Annotated in this window: 15 protein-coding genes; 9 read left to right on the top strand and 6 right to left on the bottom strand. The window is 60.4% G+C overall.

Annotated elements, in window-relative coordinates:
- Positions 1-40: 40 nt before the first annotated feature.
- The 3 genes from MPZ60_RS16230 to MPZ60_RS16220 all read right to left on the bottom strand — a co-directional run bounded on the left by MPZ60_RS16230 (position 41) and on the right by MPZ60_RS16220 (position 4,534).
- Complete coding sequence (locus MPZ60_RS16230; protein ID WP_034358916.1) at positions 41-1,168, bottom strand: alpha-hydroxy acid oxidase; 1,128 nt, start codon at positions 1,166-1,168, stop codon at positions 41-43.
- Positions 1,169-1,288: 120 nt separating this feature from the next.
- Entirely contained in the window at positions 1,289-1,969 is a 681-nt protein-coding gene (locus MPZ60_RS16225) for a Fe2+-dependent dioxygenase (RefSeq protein WP_034358914.1), read from the bottom strand.
- A gap of 312 nt (positions 1,970-2,281) precedes the next feature.
- Positions 2,282-4,534: a TonB-dependent siderophore receptor gene (locus MPZ60_RS16220; protein WP_052057674.1), complete on the bottom strand. Its 2,253-nt coding sequence runs from the start codon at positions 4,532-4,534 to the stop codon at positions 2,282-2,284.
- A gap of 372 nt (positions 4,535-4,906) precedes the next feature.
- Between MPZ60_RS16220 and MPZ60_RS16215 the strand changes: the two genes are divergently transcribed.
- The 5 genes from MPZ60_RS16215 (at position 4,907) to MPZ60_RS16195 (ending at position 9,664) form a co-directional block, all read left to right on the top strand.
- Positions 4,907-5,557 (top strand): PepSY-associated TM helix domain-containing protein, encoded by a 651-nt coding sequence (locus MPZ60_RS16215; protein WP_034358910.1) that lies wholly within the window; start codon positions 4,907-4,909, stop codon positions 5,555-5,557.
- A 28-nt stretch (positions 5,558-5,585) separates the two neighbouring features.
- On the top strand, positions 5,586-6,107 hold the full coding sequence (locus MPZ60_RS16210) for a DUF2271 domain-containing protein (RefSeq protein WP_012838986.1): 522 nt from the start codon (positions 5,586-5,588) through the stop codon (positions 6,105-6,107).
- Between the two features lie 150 nt (positions 6,108-6,257).
- Complete coding sequence (locus tag MPZ60_RS16205) at positions 6,258-7,058, top strand: DUF4198 domain-containing protein (RefSeq protein ID WP_003069955.1); 801 nt, start codon at positions 6,258-6,260, stop codon at positions 7,056-7,058.
- An 87-nt stretch (positions 7,059-7,145) separates the two neighbouring features.
- Positions 7,146-8,264, top strand: coding sequence for an FAD:protein FMN transferase (locus MPZ60_RS16200; RefSeq protein WP_242607091.1), 1,119 nt, complete (start codon positions 7,146-7,148; stop codon positions 8,262-8,264).
- Positions 8,261-9,664 carry a sulfite reductase subunit alpha gene (locus MPZ60_RS16195; protein WP_034358907.1) on the top strand — a complete coding sequence of 468 codons (1,404 nt, stop codon included), beginning with the start codon at positions 8,261-8,263 and terminating at the stop codon, positions 9,662-9,664. Before MPZ60_RS16200 ends, MPZ60_RS16195 begins: the two co-directional genes overlap by 4 nt.
- Positions 9,665-9,767: 103 nt before the next feature.
- On the opposite strand, the gene MPZ60_RS16190 is transcribed toward MPZ60_RS16195, so the two are convergent.
- On the bottom strand, positions 9,768-10,163 hold the full coding sequence (locus MPZ60_RS16190) for a helix-turn-helix domain-containing protein (RefSeq protein ID WP_080745936.1): 396 nt from the start codon (positions 10,161-10,163) through the stop codon (positions 9,768-9,770).
- 105 nt (positions 10,164-10,268) lie between these two features.
- On the opposite strand from MPZ60_RS16190, the gene MPZ60_RS16185 reads away from it, so the two are divergent.
- The gene (locus MPZ60_RS16185) at positions 10,269-10,529 is read left to right on the top strand and encodes a helix-turn-helix domain-containing protein (protein WP_012838982.1); all 261 of its coding nucleotides are present in this window, start codon (positions 10,269-10,271) and stop codon (positions 10,527-10,529) included.
- A 589-nt stretch (positions 10,530-11,118) separates the two neighbouring features.
- On the opposite strand, the gene MPZ60_RS16180 is transcribed toward MPZ60_RS16185, so the two are convergent.
- Positions 11,119-11,427 carry an SWIB/MDM2 domain-containing protein gene (locus MPZ60_RS16180; protein WP_003053560.1) on the bottom strand — a complete coding sequence of 103 codons (309 nt, stop codon included), beginning with the start codon at positions 11,425-11,427 and terminating at the stop codon, positions 11,119-11,121.
- Positions 11,428-11,705: 278 nt separating this feature from the next.
- Here MPZ60_RS16180 and rraA point away from each other — a divergent pair, with 278 nt between their 5' ends.
- Positions 11,706-12,221 (top strand): ribonuclease E activity regulator RraA, encoded by a 516-nt coding sequence (gene rraA / locus MPZ60_RS16175; RefSeq protein ID WP_034358905.1) that lies wholly within the window; start codon positions 11,706-11,708, stop codon positions 12,219-12,221.
- Between the two features lie 16 nt (positions 12,222-12,237).
- On the opposite strand, the gene MPZ60_RS16170 is transcribed toward rraA, so the two are convergent.
- Positions 12,238-13,149, bottom strand: a complete 912-nt coding sequence (locus MPZ60_RS16170; protein WP_034358902.1) for a DMT family transporter — start codon at positions 13,147-13,149, stop codon at positions 12,238-12,240.
- Positions 13,150-13,655: 506 nt separating this feature from the next.
- Here MPZ60_RS16170 and aceA point away from each other — a divergent pair.
- The gene (gene aceA, locus MPZ60_RS16165; protein WP_003053566.1) at positions 13,656-14,987 is read left to right on the top strand and encodes an isocitrate lyase; all 1,332 of its coding nucleotides are present in this window, start codon (positions 13,656-13,658) and stop codon (positions 14,985-14,987) included.
- Between the two features lie 320 nt (positions 14,988-15,307).
- Entirely contained in the window at positions 15,308-17,227 is a 1,920-nt protein-coding gene (gene thrS / locus MPZ60_RS16160; RefSeq protein ID WP_034396897.1) for a threonine--tRNA ligase, read from the top strand.
- The last annotated feature ends 71 nt before the right edge of the window (positions 17,228-17,298 follow it).

The following is a 17,298-nucleotide window of genomic DNA, read 5'->3' as shown; positions in this document are numbered from 1 at the left end:
TCCATCGCATTTGCAATGCATGCCGCCAAATTACGCACAATCAGCAAGTGGTTAAAAGCCGGGGCCCGATCTGATCGAGGCTGGCGCAGCCGGTCTGGGCCATGGCCAGCTCCAGCTCGGCGCGCAATAGATACAGCATATGTGCCACCCCCAGCATCCCGGCCACCGCCAGGGCATGCATTTGCGGCCGGCCCAGCAGTACGGCACTGGCACCCAGGGCGATGGCCTTGAGCACATCGGTGCCCTGGCGCACGCCTCCATCCATCAGCAGCGGGATATGGGCAGGCGTGGCCGCGCGAATGGCAGGCAGCACTTCGAGGGGGGAGACGGCGGTGTCCAGCACTCGCCCGCCATGGTTGGAGACCACGATGGCATCAGCCCCCAGTTCCACGGCTTGCGCGGCGGCACGGGCCGAGAGCAGACCTTTGATGATCAGCGGCAACCGGGTTTGCTGACGCAGCCAGACCAGGTCGTCCCAGGTGGGCGCGCCTCGGGCCAGCTCGCTGCCGAACAGAATGTGCTCGCTCATCAGATCGCCGGTCTGCCGTTGCTGGGGCATGCCACGCAGATTGACGGCCTCCACGCCTGGCGGCAGCGGGTAGCTGGAGCGCTTGATATGGGCGTCCACCGTCCAGACCAGGGCCTGATAACCGGCATCTTCGGCGCGGCGAATCAGCTGCAGCGTGTGCTCGCGCGTTGGCTGCTGGTAGAGCTGGAACCACAGCGGGCCGCTGCGCCCCAGCTCCTGCGCTGCAGCTTGCGCAGCCTGGGCGATTTCTTCGAGCGTGCAACTGGATAGAGTGCTGACCACCATGCCGGTGCGCATGGCCATGGCCGCGCGCGCCGTGGCGAGCTCGCCTTCGGGATGCGCCAGCTGTTGATAGGCAACTGGTGCCAGAAGCAACGGCCAGTCCAGACTCTGGCCCAGCAGGCTTTGCCGCGTATGCGCGGCCGACAGATCGGCCAGCGGCTCAGGGCAGAGACGGATGCGGTCGAAGGCCTGGCGGTTGTGGGCCAGAGTCAGACCCTGGTCCGCACCGCTTTCCAGGTGGGCCCAGGCCTGAGCCTCCATATGCTCGCGGGCCAGCCGGGCGTAGTCAGCCAAGGAGCCTATCTGCGCGGAAATCTGCGTCAGTGGTGGTTTGACGGGCTGGCCAGCGGCATTCAAAGGTTCAACAGTCATAAATCAAGCCGGTTGGATGGGGGCGAGGCAGCAAAGCAGGCGCAGTTTAGGGGGAGACAGCCGGCGAGGGCTACCCAGCAGCGCAGGCTGTCGTCTCCCAGGGGGCTAGCTTTCAGACCACATGCGCAAGAGATTGTGATAGGTGCCCGAGAGGGCGGCGATGCGCGGATGCTCGGGCTGCTCTTGCGTGAGTTGCTGAATGCTCTGGTCCAGATCAAACAGCAGACGGCGCTGCTCCGCCGACTTGACCAGGCTGTGCGTCCAGAAGAATGAGGCATAGCGCGTGCCGCGCGTCACGGGGTTGACGCGGTGCAAGCTGGTGCCAGGGTAGACGATGGCATCGCCGGCCGCGAGCTTCACGCTTTGCTGGCCGAAAGTGTCTTCCACCATCAGCTCGCCGCCTTCGTATTCGTCGGGATCGCTGAAGAACACCGTGGTGGAGACATCGGTTCTGACCTTGATGGCCGTGCCCGGAATGGTGAAGAAGGCGTTGTCGATATGGTTGCCATAGGTGCCTCCACCCTCATAGCGATTGAAGCGCGGCGGCAGGACCTTGAGCGGCAGGGCTGCCGACATGAACAGCGGGTTGCGGCCCAGCCGGTCCAGGATCAGATCGCCTATCTGCTGGCCGGTCTTGCTGTCCAGCGGCAGCTGCAGATTGCTCTTGACCTGAGCGGCCACGTGGCCGGCCGTGGTCTTTCCGTCCTGCCAGCTGGCGGCTTCCAGCGCCTGACGGCAGTGGCGTACTTCATCGGGGGTGAGCAGGCAGGGGATGCGTAGCAACATGGCGGGAGTGAGGCGATATCTATTTGTTGATGATCCGGGTTACATCATTAACCATAGCTGGTAGCGCTTGATGCCTATAGCTTTCAATGATTTATTGGGTTGAAAACATTTATGGAAAGGCGCTATCAGCTATGGTTTTGATGGCGAAGATCAGGCTTTGCGAGCCAGCGACAATGCGCTTGATCCGCCAAGTGTGCATGTAAAAAGCCCCGCTGGCATCAGGAGCCTGCGGGGCTTTGGGGCATGGTTTGCAGCCAGGCTGCGCCAGATCAAGCGCAGGCAGGACTGTCATTGCTCCTGTCAGTACATGAATTAGTACGTGAACTTGAGCGAAGCCACGGCCGAGCGGCCGGCGCCCATATTGGCGTAATGAGGCGAGCGCACGCCGGTGTAGTAAACCTTGTTGCCCAGGTTGTAGACGTTCAGCTGGAAGCTCAGGTTCTTGTCGATCTGGTAGGCCATCATCGCGTCATAACGGGCATAGCCGGAAGCACCCTTGGTCACGATGCCCCCCTTGCCTTGAATGTAGCTGGCAGCAACGTCGCTCTGAGCATAGATACCCAGACCCAAGGTCAGCTTGGCCATGGGCTTGTAGCTGGTCCACAGGCTGAAGCTGTGCTTGGGCGTGTTGTAGAAGGGCAGGCCATTGCGAACATCGTCCTTGCCCATGTTTTTGAACTCGCTATCCATAAAGGTATAGCCGCCGAACACGCTCAGATTGGACAGGATCTGGCCGGTAAAGCCCAGTTCGATGCCATTGACTTCCTTGTTGCCGCCCATGTATGTGCCGGTTGCATCGGTGATGCGCACATTGGTCACTTCATTGCGGAAGATTGCGGCAGTCAGGTTCAGCTTCTTGTCCAGCAGGTCCCACTTGGTGCCCAGCTCGATGGACTTGGTCTTTTCCGGCTTCAGGCTGATCAGCGCATCGGTGGTCGTGGTCAGGTCCTCGCTGCCGTTGCCCAGAGTCGAGCCACCGGGGCGCGAAGAGGTACCGATGTTGGCGTAGATGCTGCCATTGGATGCGGGCTTGTAGACCACGCCCAGCTGGTAGTTGAACATCGTATCGCTACGGCTCAGGTCATACGCCGGGTAGGCGCTGGCGCCACGGCCGCCGGCGGGGCCGGAAGCGTTGAGCTTGTAGTGGTCCACGCGCAGACCTGCATTCACCAGCCATTGCTCGTTGAGCTTCAGAGTATCAAAGCCGTAGACGGCAATGGTGTCGATTTTGTTGACGGTGGATTGCGCAGGCAGTGACCAGGCAAAGTTCCAGGGGGCATTGGCGCCGCTGGGGTTGCTCAAAGTGGTGCACCAAGGATCGGAAACGCCTGTGCAGGTGCCACCGCTCTGGATGGCGCCCGAGCTGCCGTCAGCCTTTTCCTTGGACAACTCCAGACCGAAGGCATAGCTGTGGCCGATGGAGCCGGTCTGTTCCTTGCCGGTAAATTCGGTCACGTTCTGCAGTGTGGTGGTGTCATAGACGCGGTAGTTGCCGCGGCGCCAGACATAGCCATTGAGGGCATTGCCCTTGGAGTCGTCGGGCTGGGTCCAGACATAGTCCTGCTTGGTCTTGCTGTAGCGCAGGCTGTTGCGGATCTTGTTGGTGTCAGTGAACTTGTGCGTGACCGAAGCAGTGAACAGATCGCTCTTTTCCTTCTCGAAATCACGGTTGTGCAGGCCGTACCAGTTGGCACGGTCGTTGCCATAGGTGGGACGCACGGTGCTGCCGCCGGGCAGGGTGGCCATGGCGGCATTGCTGTACAGATAAGGCACGCCGCCGTCGGGGGTATTGTCGGTCTGCAGATGCTGCCAGGACAGGGTCACTTCGGTGGCTGTGCCCATGCCGAAGGTCACGGTGGGGGCAATGCCCCAGCGCTTGTTGTCAGGACCGTTGCGGCCGGGCACGTCGGCACTGTGGCCCATGGCGTTCAGGCGAATGCCGGTGGTCTCGTTGATCTTGCGGTTGATGTCCAGCGTGCCGCGCAGATAGTTGTCGGTGCCCAGGCCCACGTCGCCGGAGATGAAGTTCTCGTTCTTGGCCTTCTTGGTGGAGATATTGATGGAGCCACCAGCGCCGCCACGACCGGCATAGGCCGAGTCGGCGCCCTTGATGACTTCCACGGCTTCGACGTTGAACAGTTCGCGGGTTCCAGAAGCGATGTCGCGCATGCCGTCCACAAAGGTGCTGGACTGGGCGTCCATGCCGCGGATGAAAGGCTGGTCGCCGGTGGGGTTGCCGCCTTCGCCGTTGCCGAAGGTGATGCCGGGGGTGGAGCGCAGAGCGTCTTGCAGGCTGGTGGCGCCGGTCTGCTTGATGATCTCTTCATTGATGACCTGAACGGTCTTGGGCGTGTCCAGCAGGGGAGCGGTGAACTTGCCTTGAGGGCTGGCTTCGGTCTTGAAGCTGGACTCGGCAGCGGCTTCCACATTCACGGTGGACAAGGTGGTTTCCTGCTGAGCCATCGCGCTGGCGCCAATCAGGCACAGGCCTGCGGCAATCACGATTTGCTTGAGCTCGCAGCGCAAGCCGTTGGAGTCGGTCGGGGTCAGATGGTTGTTGGACATGCTTTTGATGAAGAGTCGATTTTTTGAAAAAGCGTGCGGATTCTAGGTGATATTGATAATAATTCTCGATACCATTCAATAATGAGTATCGGCAATCTACGTTTTGTTGCAGTGAGGCAACAGATTGTTGAGTGGAGGGCGTGCAGCGGATCGCCGGAATCGGTCGAGCCACGGGTTTGCTGAGCTGGCAAAAGCCCTGGGCGCGAGGGCGCTTTGTTTACGTCAAGTAAAGTAAATAAAAGTGAGATGCATTTAGAATTTGCGCAACTAGAATGCCGCCTTGCTGCGCAAGCAAGGACTGGCCTTGTGGCGCTATGTCCCAAAGGTCGGCTCGGCCCGGCCCGGCGGCAACGCAATCCCAGAAAGTTCTGAATGACCGCGGCTTCCTCCAACGCCCCGCAGCGGGCGTACTGGCTCAAAAAATTACATGAGTGGCACTGGATCAGCTCCGCCATCTGCCTGATCGGCATGCTGCTGTTTGCCGTGACGGGATTCACCTTGAATCACGCCGGGCAGATCGAGTCCAAGCCCAAGGTCGAATCGCGTGATGCGCAACTGCCCCCGGATCTGCTCGAAAAACTGCAACAAGCCCAGAAGCAGGGCGTGGAAGCGGCGGACAAGAATGCCGTGGGCTTGCCTGCCGAGGTGGATGGCTGGCTGGCTCAGCAGATCAAGGTCAGTGCCAAGGATTTTGCCGTGGAGTGGAGCGAAGACGAGGCCTATGTGCCCATGCCGCGCCCGGGTGGCGATGCCTGGCTGCGTGTGGACCTGAAGGAGGGCTCGGTCGAGTACGAGAAGACCGACCGGGGCTGGATCTCCTACCTCAACGACTTGCACAAGGGGCGCAATACGGGCGGAGCCTGGAGCCTGTTCATAGACGTCTTTGCGATTGGCTGCCTGGTGTTTTGCATCACGGGTCTGCTGATCCTGAAGATGCATGCGCAGCGCCGCCCCATGACCTGGCCCATGGTGGGCCTGGGTCTGGTGCTGCCCGCCTTGCTGGTGTTGCTGCTCGTGCATTGAGCCCAAGAATTTTGTGAAGGAAGAAAAAATGGCGAAGCGGATTTTCAAGACCACGGTGGCGCTGAGCGCCGTGGTGGGCCTGCCGGCAATCGCGGGCGGCATGAATGTGGCTGTGACCGTGCCCCAGTTGCAGGTGGCCGAATACCACAAGCCCTATGTCGCCGTGTGGCTGGAAAAGGCCGACGGCGGTGTGGCTGCCAATCTGTCCGTCTGGTATGACGTGAAGATGAAGAATGCCGAGGGCACCAAGTGGCTCAAGGACATGCGCCAGTGGTGGCGTCGTACCGGCCGCGAGCTGAGCTTTCCCATCGATGGTGTGACCCAGCCGACCAAGCCCGTGGGCACCCATGCGCTGTCTTTTGCCGAAGGCAAGAACCCGCTGCCCCAGCTGGCTCCCGGCCAGTACAAGCTGATGGTGGAAGCCGCGCGTGAAGTCGGCGGCCGCGAACTGGTGTCCATTCCCTTCGAGTGGCCCGTCAAGCAGGCCACCAGCCTGAGCGCCAATGGCAGTACCGAGCTGGGCGCGATCAAGCTGGAATTGAAGCCTTGATCACCCCCTGAGGCGCTCCGCGCCTTCCCCCTCTCTGCTTCGCGGAGGGGAACAACACCTTCGCTGCGAGGCGGCTCTTGCTTGGTGTTCCTAGCTTGGGCCTCGCCTCATTTTCAGATTTGTCACCCTTTCTGTTTTTAAGGACCTGATATGAAGTTCCAAACTCGTGCCATCGTCGCTGCAACTCTGGCTCTGGCTGCCCTGGGCGCCCAGGCACATGATCTGTGGTTCAAGCCTTCCAGCACCGTGCTGTCCAAGTCCGACTGGGTGACGGTGGATGCGGCCGTGTCCAACGATGTGTTCTTCTTCAACCACCGTCCGCTGGGTCTGGAAGCCGTCAAGGTGACCGCACCCGATGGCGCGGCCGTGGAAATGAAGAATGTCGCCAAGGGCGAGTTGCGCAGCATGTTCGACTTCAAGCCAGAAAAGACCGGTACCTACCGCGTCACCATGCTGATGACCGGCGTGATGGGCGGCTACAAGGATGCCAACGGCCAGCCCAAGCGCCTGCGCGGTTCGGTGGAAGAAGTGCTCAAGCAGATTCCTGCCGATGCCAAGGAAGTGCGCGTGACCGAGAATCTGCGTCGCATGGAAACCTTTGTGTCTCTGGGCAAGCCCTCGGCGCTGGCGCTGACCGGCAAGGGTCTGGAGCTCAAGCCCGTGACTCACCCCAATGACCTGGTGGCCAGCGAAGAGGCGACTTTCGAATTCCATCTTGACGGCAAGCCCGCAGCTGATCTGGAGCTGGAGCTGGTGGCCGACGGTATTCGCTATCGCGACGGTGTGGACGCCATGAAGCTCAAGACCGATGCCAAGGGTCAGGTCAAGATCAAGTTCCCCCGTGCAGGTCTGTTCTGGCTGAATGCCGATGCCACGGACAAGAAGACCAGCATTGCCAAGGCAACGGAGCGCCGCCTGGGCTATATCGCGACTCTGGAAGTCCTGCCTTAAGCGTTGGCGCTTGATGGACTGAATACGCGCGCCCGCTACGGGCGCGTCGTTGTTTTCGCTGCTGTTTTTGTCTTTGTCTGGATGCCCATGCCCACACCCCCCCGCGTACGCTTTGATGCCAGTCTCTGGCAACTGCCCTCGTCGGCGGCACAGAGTCAGGCTCGTCCCCGGACGCCGGCGCTGGACTTTGGTGTGCAGCGCTGGAGACCTGCAAGTCTGCAGCACCAGCAGGACGGGCGCATTCACCGCCTGTCCGGCCAGACCATGGGCACGCACTGGTCGCTGCGCCTGGTCAATCCTGATTACCTGCCCACGGAGCCGGTGCAGGCCCTGCTGGAGCAGGTGTTTGAGGATGTCATTGCCCAGATGAGCAACTGGGAGGCGGATTCGCTGATCACCCGGTTCAATCGTTCAAGTCCCGGTGAAATGCATGTAGTTCCGGCGGAGTTCGCCCATGTTCTGGAAGCGGCCTTGCATTGGGCAAAGCTTTCAGGCGCGGCGATGGACCCCGGCATGGGAGCGCTGGTCTCGCTATGGGGGTTCGGGCCGCGTCAGAACCCGTTGCAGCCGCATTCAGGGCAGGCACCGGCCGGCGATGAGATCGGACGCTTGCTGAAGACCAGCGGCCATGGTCATCTGCGCTGGAATGCTCAGACCCGGCAGTTGCAGCAGAGCGGTGGTCTTGAGCTGGATTTTTGCGGCATTGCCAAGGGCTTTGCCGTGGATTGGGCTGTGCGGAAGTTGCAGGCCGCAGGCTGGGCTGCGGGCATGTTCGAAATCGGCGGTGAGCTGCGTAGTTGGGGGGAGCGCCCTGATGGGCGGCCCTGGCAGGTGCAACTGGGCACGGGCGGTTCTGTCGAGGCCGAGTCGCTGGTCGTGGCCTGCAGGGAGGGCGCTTTTGCCACCTCGGGCGATTTCTGGCATCAGTTCACGCAGGCTGGCAGGCGCTATTCGCACACGCTGGATCCGCGCACGGGCTGGCCGGTGACGCATGATCTGGCCAGCGTGACCGTGTTCCATGAGGAATGCATGCATGCCGATGCGCTGGCCACCGTGCTCACGGTGCTGGGTCCGCAGCAAGGCATGGACTTTGCCCGTCAACATGAGATTGCGGCCGTGCTCACATCGCATCTCGCATCCGATGGCAATGAGGCCCGCAGACAGGTGCTCAAGACACCGGCCTGGATCAACCTATTTGAGGCATGACAGTGGAATGGATTTTGACGCCCGAGCGCATCTATGGAGCTATGGGTTTGGTAGCCGCGTACGCAGGCATGTGCTGGGGTATTGGCACCAAGGTACGCAGGCAGCGCCTGGCCGATGAGGCCGAGAGCAATGCCTCGCAGGGCGATGCCGCTGCGCCTGCCGTCCTGGTCGCCTATGCCAGCCAGACGGGGCAGGCTGAGGCGCTGGCACGCGCCACGGGCAAGATGCTGGTCGACGGCGGTCTGCAGGTGCGTCTGCTGCCCGTGGAAAAACTGACGGCCGTGCTGCTGCAGCAATTCGAGCACAGCCTGTGGCTGCTATCCACTACAGGCGAGGGCGATGCGCCCGACCATGCGCTGGGCTTTGTGCAGCAGCTCATGGCCACGCAGCCTGCGCTGACCCAGCACCAAAGCCTGGTGCTGGCGCTGGGTGATCGTGAATACCAGGAGTTCTGTGCGTTTGGTGTGCAAGTGCATGAGTGGTTGCAGACCAGCGGCGCGCGCAGCGATCTCGTCTGCGTGGACAATATGGATGCCTCAAGCTTGCAGAGCTGGCAGACCCAGGTCGCTCAGATGCGACAGGACTTGCTGGGCGAGTCTGCGCCCGCTCAGGAACTGGACTCGGACTGGTTGCAGGCGCCGGTCAGCATGCCTTTTGTGCTCAGTCGGCGGCGTTTGCTCAATCCCGGCAGCCAGGGTGGGGCGCTATACCTGCTGGAGTGGACGCCGCAGTCCGGCGAGCTGCCGCGCTGGGAGTCGGGCGATCTGGTGTCTCTGTGCGTGCCCGCCGACCCTGAGCGCGCGCGCGACTACTCGATCGCCTCGATCACGGCTGACGGCAGCCTGCAACTGCTGGTGCGAGAGAGCACGCGTGCCGATGGTTCGCCGGGCCTTGCGTCGCACTGGTTGTGCTGTGGCATGGCCGAGGGAGATGTGCTGCCGTTGACCTTGCGCGAGCACCGCGGCTTCAGGCTCGGTGACAACGCCGGGCGGCCGCTGATTCTGATCGGCAATGGCTCGGGCCTGGCGGGCCTTCTCAGCCATATCAAGGCGCGTGTGCAGCAGGAGCTAAGTGATCAATGGCTGTTGTTCGGAGAGCGCAGTCCACAACATGACGCGCTATTTGCCGATCAACTGGGCGCATGGCTCAGGCAAGGCCGACTGGCACGACTGGATCAGGTCTGGTCGCGCAACGGCAAGGATTCGCGTTATGTGCAGGATTTGCTGCGCAGCCATGCGGAGGAAGTCCGACAATGGGTGGAGCGTGGTGCGGCCATCTATGTTTGCGGCAGCCTGAACGGCATGGGTCAAGGCGTGCATCTGACGCTGCAGGCCATTCTGGGCGAGGCCAAGGTGACCGAGCTGTTGGGCTCGGGCCGCTACCGACGCGATGTGTACTGAGCACGTCCAGGCGGGGGATGGCAGCAGGCCCTGCCACCGTCTTGGAGCAGGACTGCACCGCATCCTATAGGTGCCGCACCGCTCGGACATCGGGCAGGACGGATCAGAGGGCGTCTTCACCCGGTCGATGTGGCCGATCCTGGAGGGCCTGCTTGCGGTCTTCGGCGGACATGGCACGTGCCGCAGACAGCAGTTCTGCGGATCGTATGAGGTGCTGCCTTCCATCCGCATTGCACCTGCGATATCCGTGAAGGAGGCGGAGTTCATCGTCTGACAGAGCCTCTGCAGGGTGAACTGCCGGTGTGCGGTGTCCTGCCAGCACATACAACAGGTCCACTCCGTGTGCGCTCAGCGCGCTCATCTGAAAGCCATCCGGCGCTGTCTTGCCGGATTCCCAGGAAAAAAGAGTTTGCTTCGTAGTGCCAGCAAGTGCTGCGAAGGCCGGCTGGCTCATGCCCAGCCGGTTTCTTTCTTCGCGCAGCCGTTCCCCTAGGGTCATAAAAATTTGTCCAAGGTGTATTGCATGGGAAAGAAATCTTTCCCATAATTCGCCAAAAGCACGACGACGTGCTTTAACCTAAATAATTAGGCGAAAGGCTACCAGATGCATCCCGAGCAAATCAAAGCGGCGCTGCGCATGAAAGGCATTTCCCCCACGGCATTGGCGTCCGAAATGCGCGTGGCCAACAGCAGCGTGTCGCAAGTCATCAGCGGTCGTGCGGTATCGGCCCGCATTCGACAGCGCATTGCAGAAATCACAGGCATGCCCGTCGATATGCTCTGGCCGCCTGTCAACGAGCGCCATGCACTGCACAGCACACGCCCAGAAGGAGCGGACGCGCGTATCGCAAGGGGGGCGCCATGAGTCGCACGGCGTGCCGCAATCACACGGCCCTGCGCGGCAGGAGAGGCGTTCAATGAGCTTTGGAATTGCAGCACTGATTTTCTTGGCCGGTCTCCTCTGCGGATGTCTCATGGGCATTGCCGGCGTCGTGACGGCTTTGGACGGTTATTGAGGGACAGCGCTCAAGCTTGTGCACCTCCCATGGCCGGGGCTGCCGGGGAGGCGTTCGCCGCACCGAGACCCGAACGTGCGCACGCGTCTCCATGCCTATGGAGCCCATGTCCTGGCTGCCCGGCAGTTGCAGTTTTGCAGGAATGTGCGGTTCAGGGTGCAAGCATGGCGGGGCACGATGGCGGAGATAGCCCGGGGTCAGCTTCGTGAGGGCCGCGCCAATCGGTGGGCCGCGCGGTTGTCGGAAAGACCTGCCGGCCGGTTCCGTCCTGACCAGCGTTCGCGGCCGTGATTCCGTCGGCGTCGAGACCGGGGCATGCACGCATGCATTGCTGCGGTAAAGCCGCCCCAGTCGCGTCGGCCTGTACGCGACACTTGCCTCAGAAATACAAAAAGCTGGCTCGGGCCAGCTTTTTTGTGGTCAGCGCAAGCGCAGTGCTTACTTGACGTGCTTGCCGATCAGACCGGCCATCTCGAACATGGAGACTTGGGGCTTGCCGAAGACTTCCTTGAGCTTGGCGTCGGCGTTGATCATGCGCTTGTTGGCAGCGTCTTGCAGGTTGTTGGCCTTGATGTAGACCCACAGCTTGCTGATGATTTCAGTACGGGGCAGGGGATCCTTGCCAACCACGGCAGCCAGAGCGGCGCTGGGGGTCAGGGGTTTCATGAAGGCAGCGTTGGGAGTGCGCTTCTTAGCGGCGGGAGCTGCTGCCGGTGCTGCAGCGGGTGCCTTCTTTGCAGTTGCCATATTGCTTATTCCTAATTGGGTAGTGGACTTATCACCAGCGAAATACAGCTGCAATCCACTGGCTGAGTCTGATGCTAATGGCAAAAAATCGCTCTTCCAAGCTAGTGGGCTGTTTTTTTGCCTCGATTTGTTGCTCTCAGGCCCTTTAGTGTCCGTTTTCACGGGTTTTTCCCCGAGAGTGTTGTGAAAAAGTTGCTCTCTGTGTGTGTCCGCTGGTGCTTGTGCTATGTCAGGTGCTCAGGGCAAGATGCGGGAGACTTGGTTCTGTGGAGATTTTCATGAGCGATTCCTCGGCTTCTCTTGGCTTCAGCACCTGCGATTTGTGCGATGCGCATATCAGCGATGACAGCAGCGACTTTCGTGTGCTGCCGCCCGTGTTCCACAGCTATGGAGGGAATGTCGGCTTTATGGGGGAGGTCAGCACCGTGCAGTGTCTGGACGACAACAGCCTGGTGCGAGCGGCGCTGGCCGAGCCGGGAGGTGGTCGTGTGCTGGTGGTCGATGGCGGCGGCTCGCTGCGCCGGGCTCTGGTGGGGGGGAATGTGGCGACATCGGCGGCCCAGAACGGCTGGGCCGGGGTGCTTGTCTATGGCTGCGTGCGCGACGTGGCCGAGCTGAAATCCACCCCCGTGGGTCTGTATGCGCTGGCGCTCAACCCCATGCCTACCGTCAAGCAAGGCCAGGGACTGCGCGATGTCTATGTGCAGATCGCCGGCCTGTGGGTTCGCCCGGGCGACTGGCTGTATGCCGACTCCGACGGCATTGTGCTGAGCCGCCGCAATCTGCTTTCCTGATTGGAATCGACGGCGCCTAGCGCCTGATCTGCAATGAACCGGGCCAGGTTGCGATCACCACGCTGGTCAGGGCAATGCCGAAGGCCAGCAATTGCATGCTGCCGACGCGCTCGCCCAGGGCCAGCATGCCCACCACGGCGGCGCTGATGGGCAGCAGCACGGTAAAAATGCCGGCCCGCGATGCGGGCACGGCGCGCAATCCCGTCATCCACAGCCACACCGTCCAGACGCAGGCGGCCAGGGCGTAAAACAGCAACAGACCCCATGCGGGCACCGAAACCCGGGAAAAATCAAACTGCCAGGCCAGATAGAGTCCGGCGGGTGTGGAAAGCACAAACCCCCAGAGATTGATCAGCGCCGTAATGCGTTTGGGGCTTACGCTGGCGGTGAGCTTTTTGCCGATCACGGCATATGCGGCCTCGCACAGCACGGCAGCAATCAGCAGCAACTGGCCCAGGCCTTGCTGGGGATGCGCGGCAAGGCTGCTGCTTTCGGTCTTGCTCAAGGCATTCAGCCCTATGCCGGCCACTGCGAAAGCAATGGCTGTCCATGTGCGCGCGCCAACGGCTTCGCGCAGAAAAAGCCAGCTCATGATGGCGACTGCGGCAGGAATTGCGGCCATGGTCACGCCCGCCGTGACCGCGCTGGTCAAGGCCACGCCGCTGATCATGCAGAGCGTGAAAAGGAAATTGCCGAAGAAGGACTCAAAAAACAGCAGCCACTTGGTCTGCCTGGTCAGAGTTGTCTCGTGCGCTGGTGGCCTGAGCCAGCCCAGCATGGCCACGGCACCGATGCCAAAGCGCAGCCAAGCCAGCAGCATGACCGGAAAGATGGCAGCCAGAGGCTTGGACAAGGCCACATAGCTTCCTACCAAAGACATGCTGAGTGCCAGGCAGAGATAGGCGATGGGGCGGCTGGGCGTGTGCATGGCGAAATGAATTTCAATGACAAGAGACGGTGATGCAAAGCAGTGTGGCAGGGCTGTTGCATGCATTTGACCCAGGGGAGGGAACTGTTGTTTTTTTGGTTCCCGCCGCCTTGGGCGCCATGTCTTTGTCGTGTCACCTGTTTTTGTTCAAGTGGCTTGGCCTGTCTCGTGCCGGATAAATGAGCAGATCAAGGCATGCGCCGGGACTTTTTTCGTACTGCGTTCAAAGGATGCGGACTCCGGAAGTCGTGCTTCTGCAAATTTTTCATGAAGCAAGAATTCAATTTTGCATTATGAAAAATTGAAATGTTGCGCTGCCGCAAAATTTCTCAATACGAGAAATACGTTTTCTTATTGTGAAAAATAAAAATAAGCTATTGATTTTATTGAATATAAATTTAAGTCTTTTATAAGACATAAGACTCTGTAAAAGAGTGCTGAAGACATAAAGTAGATCCCAAGGACGAACACCAATTCATCTTGTTTTAACCGCTAAGGAGTGCACCATGCCCCAATCCCTGACTCAGCAACTGAGCCGTGAACAGCAAATCGCAGCCCTCGAAAAAGACTGGGCACAGAACCCACGCTGGAAGAGCGTCAAGCGCGGCTACAGCGCTGCCGATGTGGTGCGTCTGCGTGGCAGCCTGCAGCCAGAGTACACCCTGGCCCAGCGCGGTGCCGAAGTGCTGTGGGACAAGATCAACGGCAGCTCGAAAAAGGGCTATGTGAACGCCTTCGGTGCCATCTCCGCAGGCCAGGCCATGCAGCAGGCCAAGGCCGGTCTGGAAGCCGTGTACCTGTCGGGCTGGCAAGTAGCTGCCGACGGCAACACCTCCGAGACCATGTACCCCGACCAGTCGCTGTACGCCTATGACTCCGTGCCCACCATGGTGCGCCGCATCAACAACACCTTCAAGCGTGCCGATGAAATCCAATGGGGCAAGGGCATCAACCCCGGCGACAAGGAGTTCATCGACTACTTCCTGCCCATCGTGGCTGATGCGGAAGCCGGCTTCGGCGGCGTGCTCAACGCGTTCGAGCTGATGAAGAACATGATTCAGGCAGGTGCTGCCGGCGTGCACTTCGAAGACCAGCTGGCTGCGGTCAAGAAGTGCGGTCACATGGGCGGCAAGGTGCTGGTGCCCACTCGCGAAGCGGTCGAAAAGCTGATTGCCGCCCGTTTTGCAGCCGATGTGATGGGCGTGCCCACCATTGTGCTGGCCCGTACCGATGCCGAGGCGGCCAACCTGATCACCAGCAACCATGACGAGAACGACATCCCGTTCCTGACTGGCGAGCGTACTCAGGAAGGCTTCTACCGTGTCAAGAACGGTTTGGAGCAATCCATCAGCCGCGGCGTGGCCTACGCTCCCTACGCGGATCTGGTGTGGTGCGAAACCGGTGTGCCCGATATCGGCTTTGCCCGCGAATTCGCCCAGGCCGTGCATGCAGCCTGCCCAGGCAAGCTGCTGAGCTACAACTGCTCGCCTTCGTTCAACTGGAAGAAGAACCTCAACGACAGCCAGATCGCTTCCTTCCAGGAAGACCTGTCCGCACTGGGTTACAAGTTCCAGTTCATCACGCTGGCCGGCATCCACAGCAACTGGTACAACACCTTCAAGTTCGCCCACGAGTACGCTCGCGGCGAGGGCATGAAGCACTACGTGGAAATGATCCAGGAGCCCGAATTCGCGGCACGTGACAAGGGCTACACCTTTGTCTCGCACCAGCAGGAAGTGGGCGCAGGTTACTTCGACGACGTGACCACCGTGATCCAGGGCGGCTCATCCAGCGTCAAGGCGCTGACCGGCTCCACCGAGGAAGAGCAGTTCCATTGAGCCACGATGAATCGTGATTCTGTCTAGGTAAAAAAGGGGTTATGCGCCCGGGGCGAAAGTCTCGGGCGCTTTTTTGTTTGCCGGGTTAAAATGGCGCGACTTCAATTCACAAGGGCGAGAAAGGCATCAACGGTTATGACACCGCGAACTACATCGGAGATGTACTTCAGCTGCTGATGGCAGCTGGCGGTTCGCGCCTGCCCGAGATTTCTCGACACCCTCATCAAAGCGCGGACTGGTTCCGCGCTTTTTGCTTTCAGGCAACTCCAAAGCTCTGGCGCTGGCCCTCACCCACACAAATTTGGTTTGACAAGGAATTTATGATCAACATCACGCTCCCCGATGGCTCCAAGCGCGAATACTCAGGCCCGGTTTCGGTTGCCGAAGTCGCTGCTTCAATTGGCTCCGGCCTGGCCAAGGCCGCATTGGCCGGCAAGATCAACGGCAAGGTCGTGGACACCAGCTTTGTGATCGAGCAGGATTCGCCGCTGTCCATCATCACCGCCAAGGATGCCGACGGTCTGGAGGTGATCCGCCACTCCACCGCTCACTTGCTGGCCTATGCCGTCAAGGAGCTGTTTCCCGATGCGCAGGTCACCATCGGTCCCGTGATCGAAAACGGCTTCTACTACGACTTCTCGTACAAGCGCCCCTTCACTCCCGAAGATCTGGCCGCCATCGAAAAGAAGATGACCGAGCTGGCCAACAAGGACGAGCAGGTGGTGCGCCGCGTGCTGCCGCGCGACGAGGCCGTGCAGTACTTCAAGGGCATCGGCGAAGCCTACAAGGCAGAGATCATTGCCTCTATCCCCAGCAACGAGGATGTGAGCCTGTACCGTGAAGGCGCCTTCGAAGACCTGTGCCGTGGCCCTCACGTGCCCAGCACCGGCAAGCTCAAGCACTTCAAGCTGATGAAGGTGGCCGGCGCCTACTGGCGTGGCGACCACCGCAACGAGATGCTGCAGCGCATCTACGGTACCGCTTGGGCAACCAAGGACGAGCTCAAGGACTATCTGTTCAGGTTGGAAGAAGCCGAAAAGCGCGACCATCGCAAGCTTGGGCGCGAACTCGATCTGTTCCACATCGACGAACACTCGCCCGGCACCGTGTTCTGGCACCCCAAGGGCTGGGCGGTCTGGCAGCAGGTCGAACAGTACATGCGCCGCGTCTATCAGGACAACGGCTACCAGGAAGTCAAGGCTCCGCAGATTCTGGACAAGGGCCTGTGGGAGAAGACCGGCCACTGGGACAAGTACCGCGAAAACATGTTCACCACCGATTCGGAAAAGCGTGAATATGCCCTCAAGCCCATGAACTGCCCGGGCCACATCATCATCTTCAAGCAAGGCATCAAGAGCTATCGCGATCTGCCTCTGCGCTTTGGCGAGTTCGGCAACTGCCATCGCAACGAGCCCACGGGTTCGCTGCACGGCATCATGCGCGTGCGTGCCTTCACACAGGACGATGGTCACATCTTCTGTACCGAAGACCAGATCCAGGCCGAGGTGACGGCTTTCACCTCGCTGCTGCAGAAGGTGTATGCCGACTTCGGCTTCACCAACATCCTGTACCGTCTGTCCACTCGCCCCGAAAAGCGCATCGGCACCGATGAAGCCTGGGACAAGGCCGAGAACGCGCTGGCCGAAGGTCTGCGCGCATCGGGTTGCGAGTTCGAGTATCTGCCGGGCGAGGGTGCTTTCTACGGGCCAAAGATCGAATACACCCTGAAGGATGCACTGGGTCGCGAATGGCAGTGCGGCACCATTCAGGTGGACCCGAACATGCCCGAGCGTCTCGATGCGGAATTCGTGGGCGAGGATGGCGAGCGCCATCGACCCATCATGCTGCACCGCGCGATTCTGGGTTCGCTCGAGCGTTTCATCGGCATTTTGGTTGAGCATCACTCGGGCGCGCTGCCTGCCTGGCTGGCTCCGGTGCAGGCTGCCGTGCTCAATATCACGGACGCTCAGGCCGACTATGCGCAGGAAGTTGCGCAGAAGCTGCAAAAAGCATTGCCGAATCAAAGCCTTAGAGTGGTGACAGATCTGCGCAATGAAAAGATTACGTATAAAATACGCGAGCATTCCATGCAGAAGCTGCCCTACATCCTTGTCGCAGGCGACAAGGAGAAGGCTGCTGGTGCGGTTGCAGTGCGCGCTCGGGGTAACAAAGACCTCGGAGTGATGTCGGTTGATGCATTCATTGAATTGCTCGCCAAGGACATCGCGGCCAAGGCCTGAAGCAGATTAATTTTTGTGGCGGGCCGGTCAGCGTGCAAGGCACGCTAGCCGGCTACGCTGTTGTAGCCATT

The organism is Comamonas sp. 7D-2 (assembly GCF_022749555.1).
Lineage (GTDB): Bacteria > Pseudomonadota > Gammaproteobacteria > Burkholderiales > Burkholderiaceae_C > Comamonas > Comamonas thiooxydans.
Note: the sequence above shows the minus strand (reverse complement) of the source record. Positions and strands in the feature narration are given on the sequence as shown.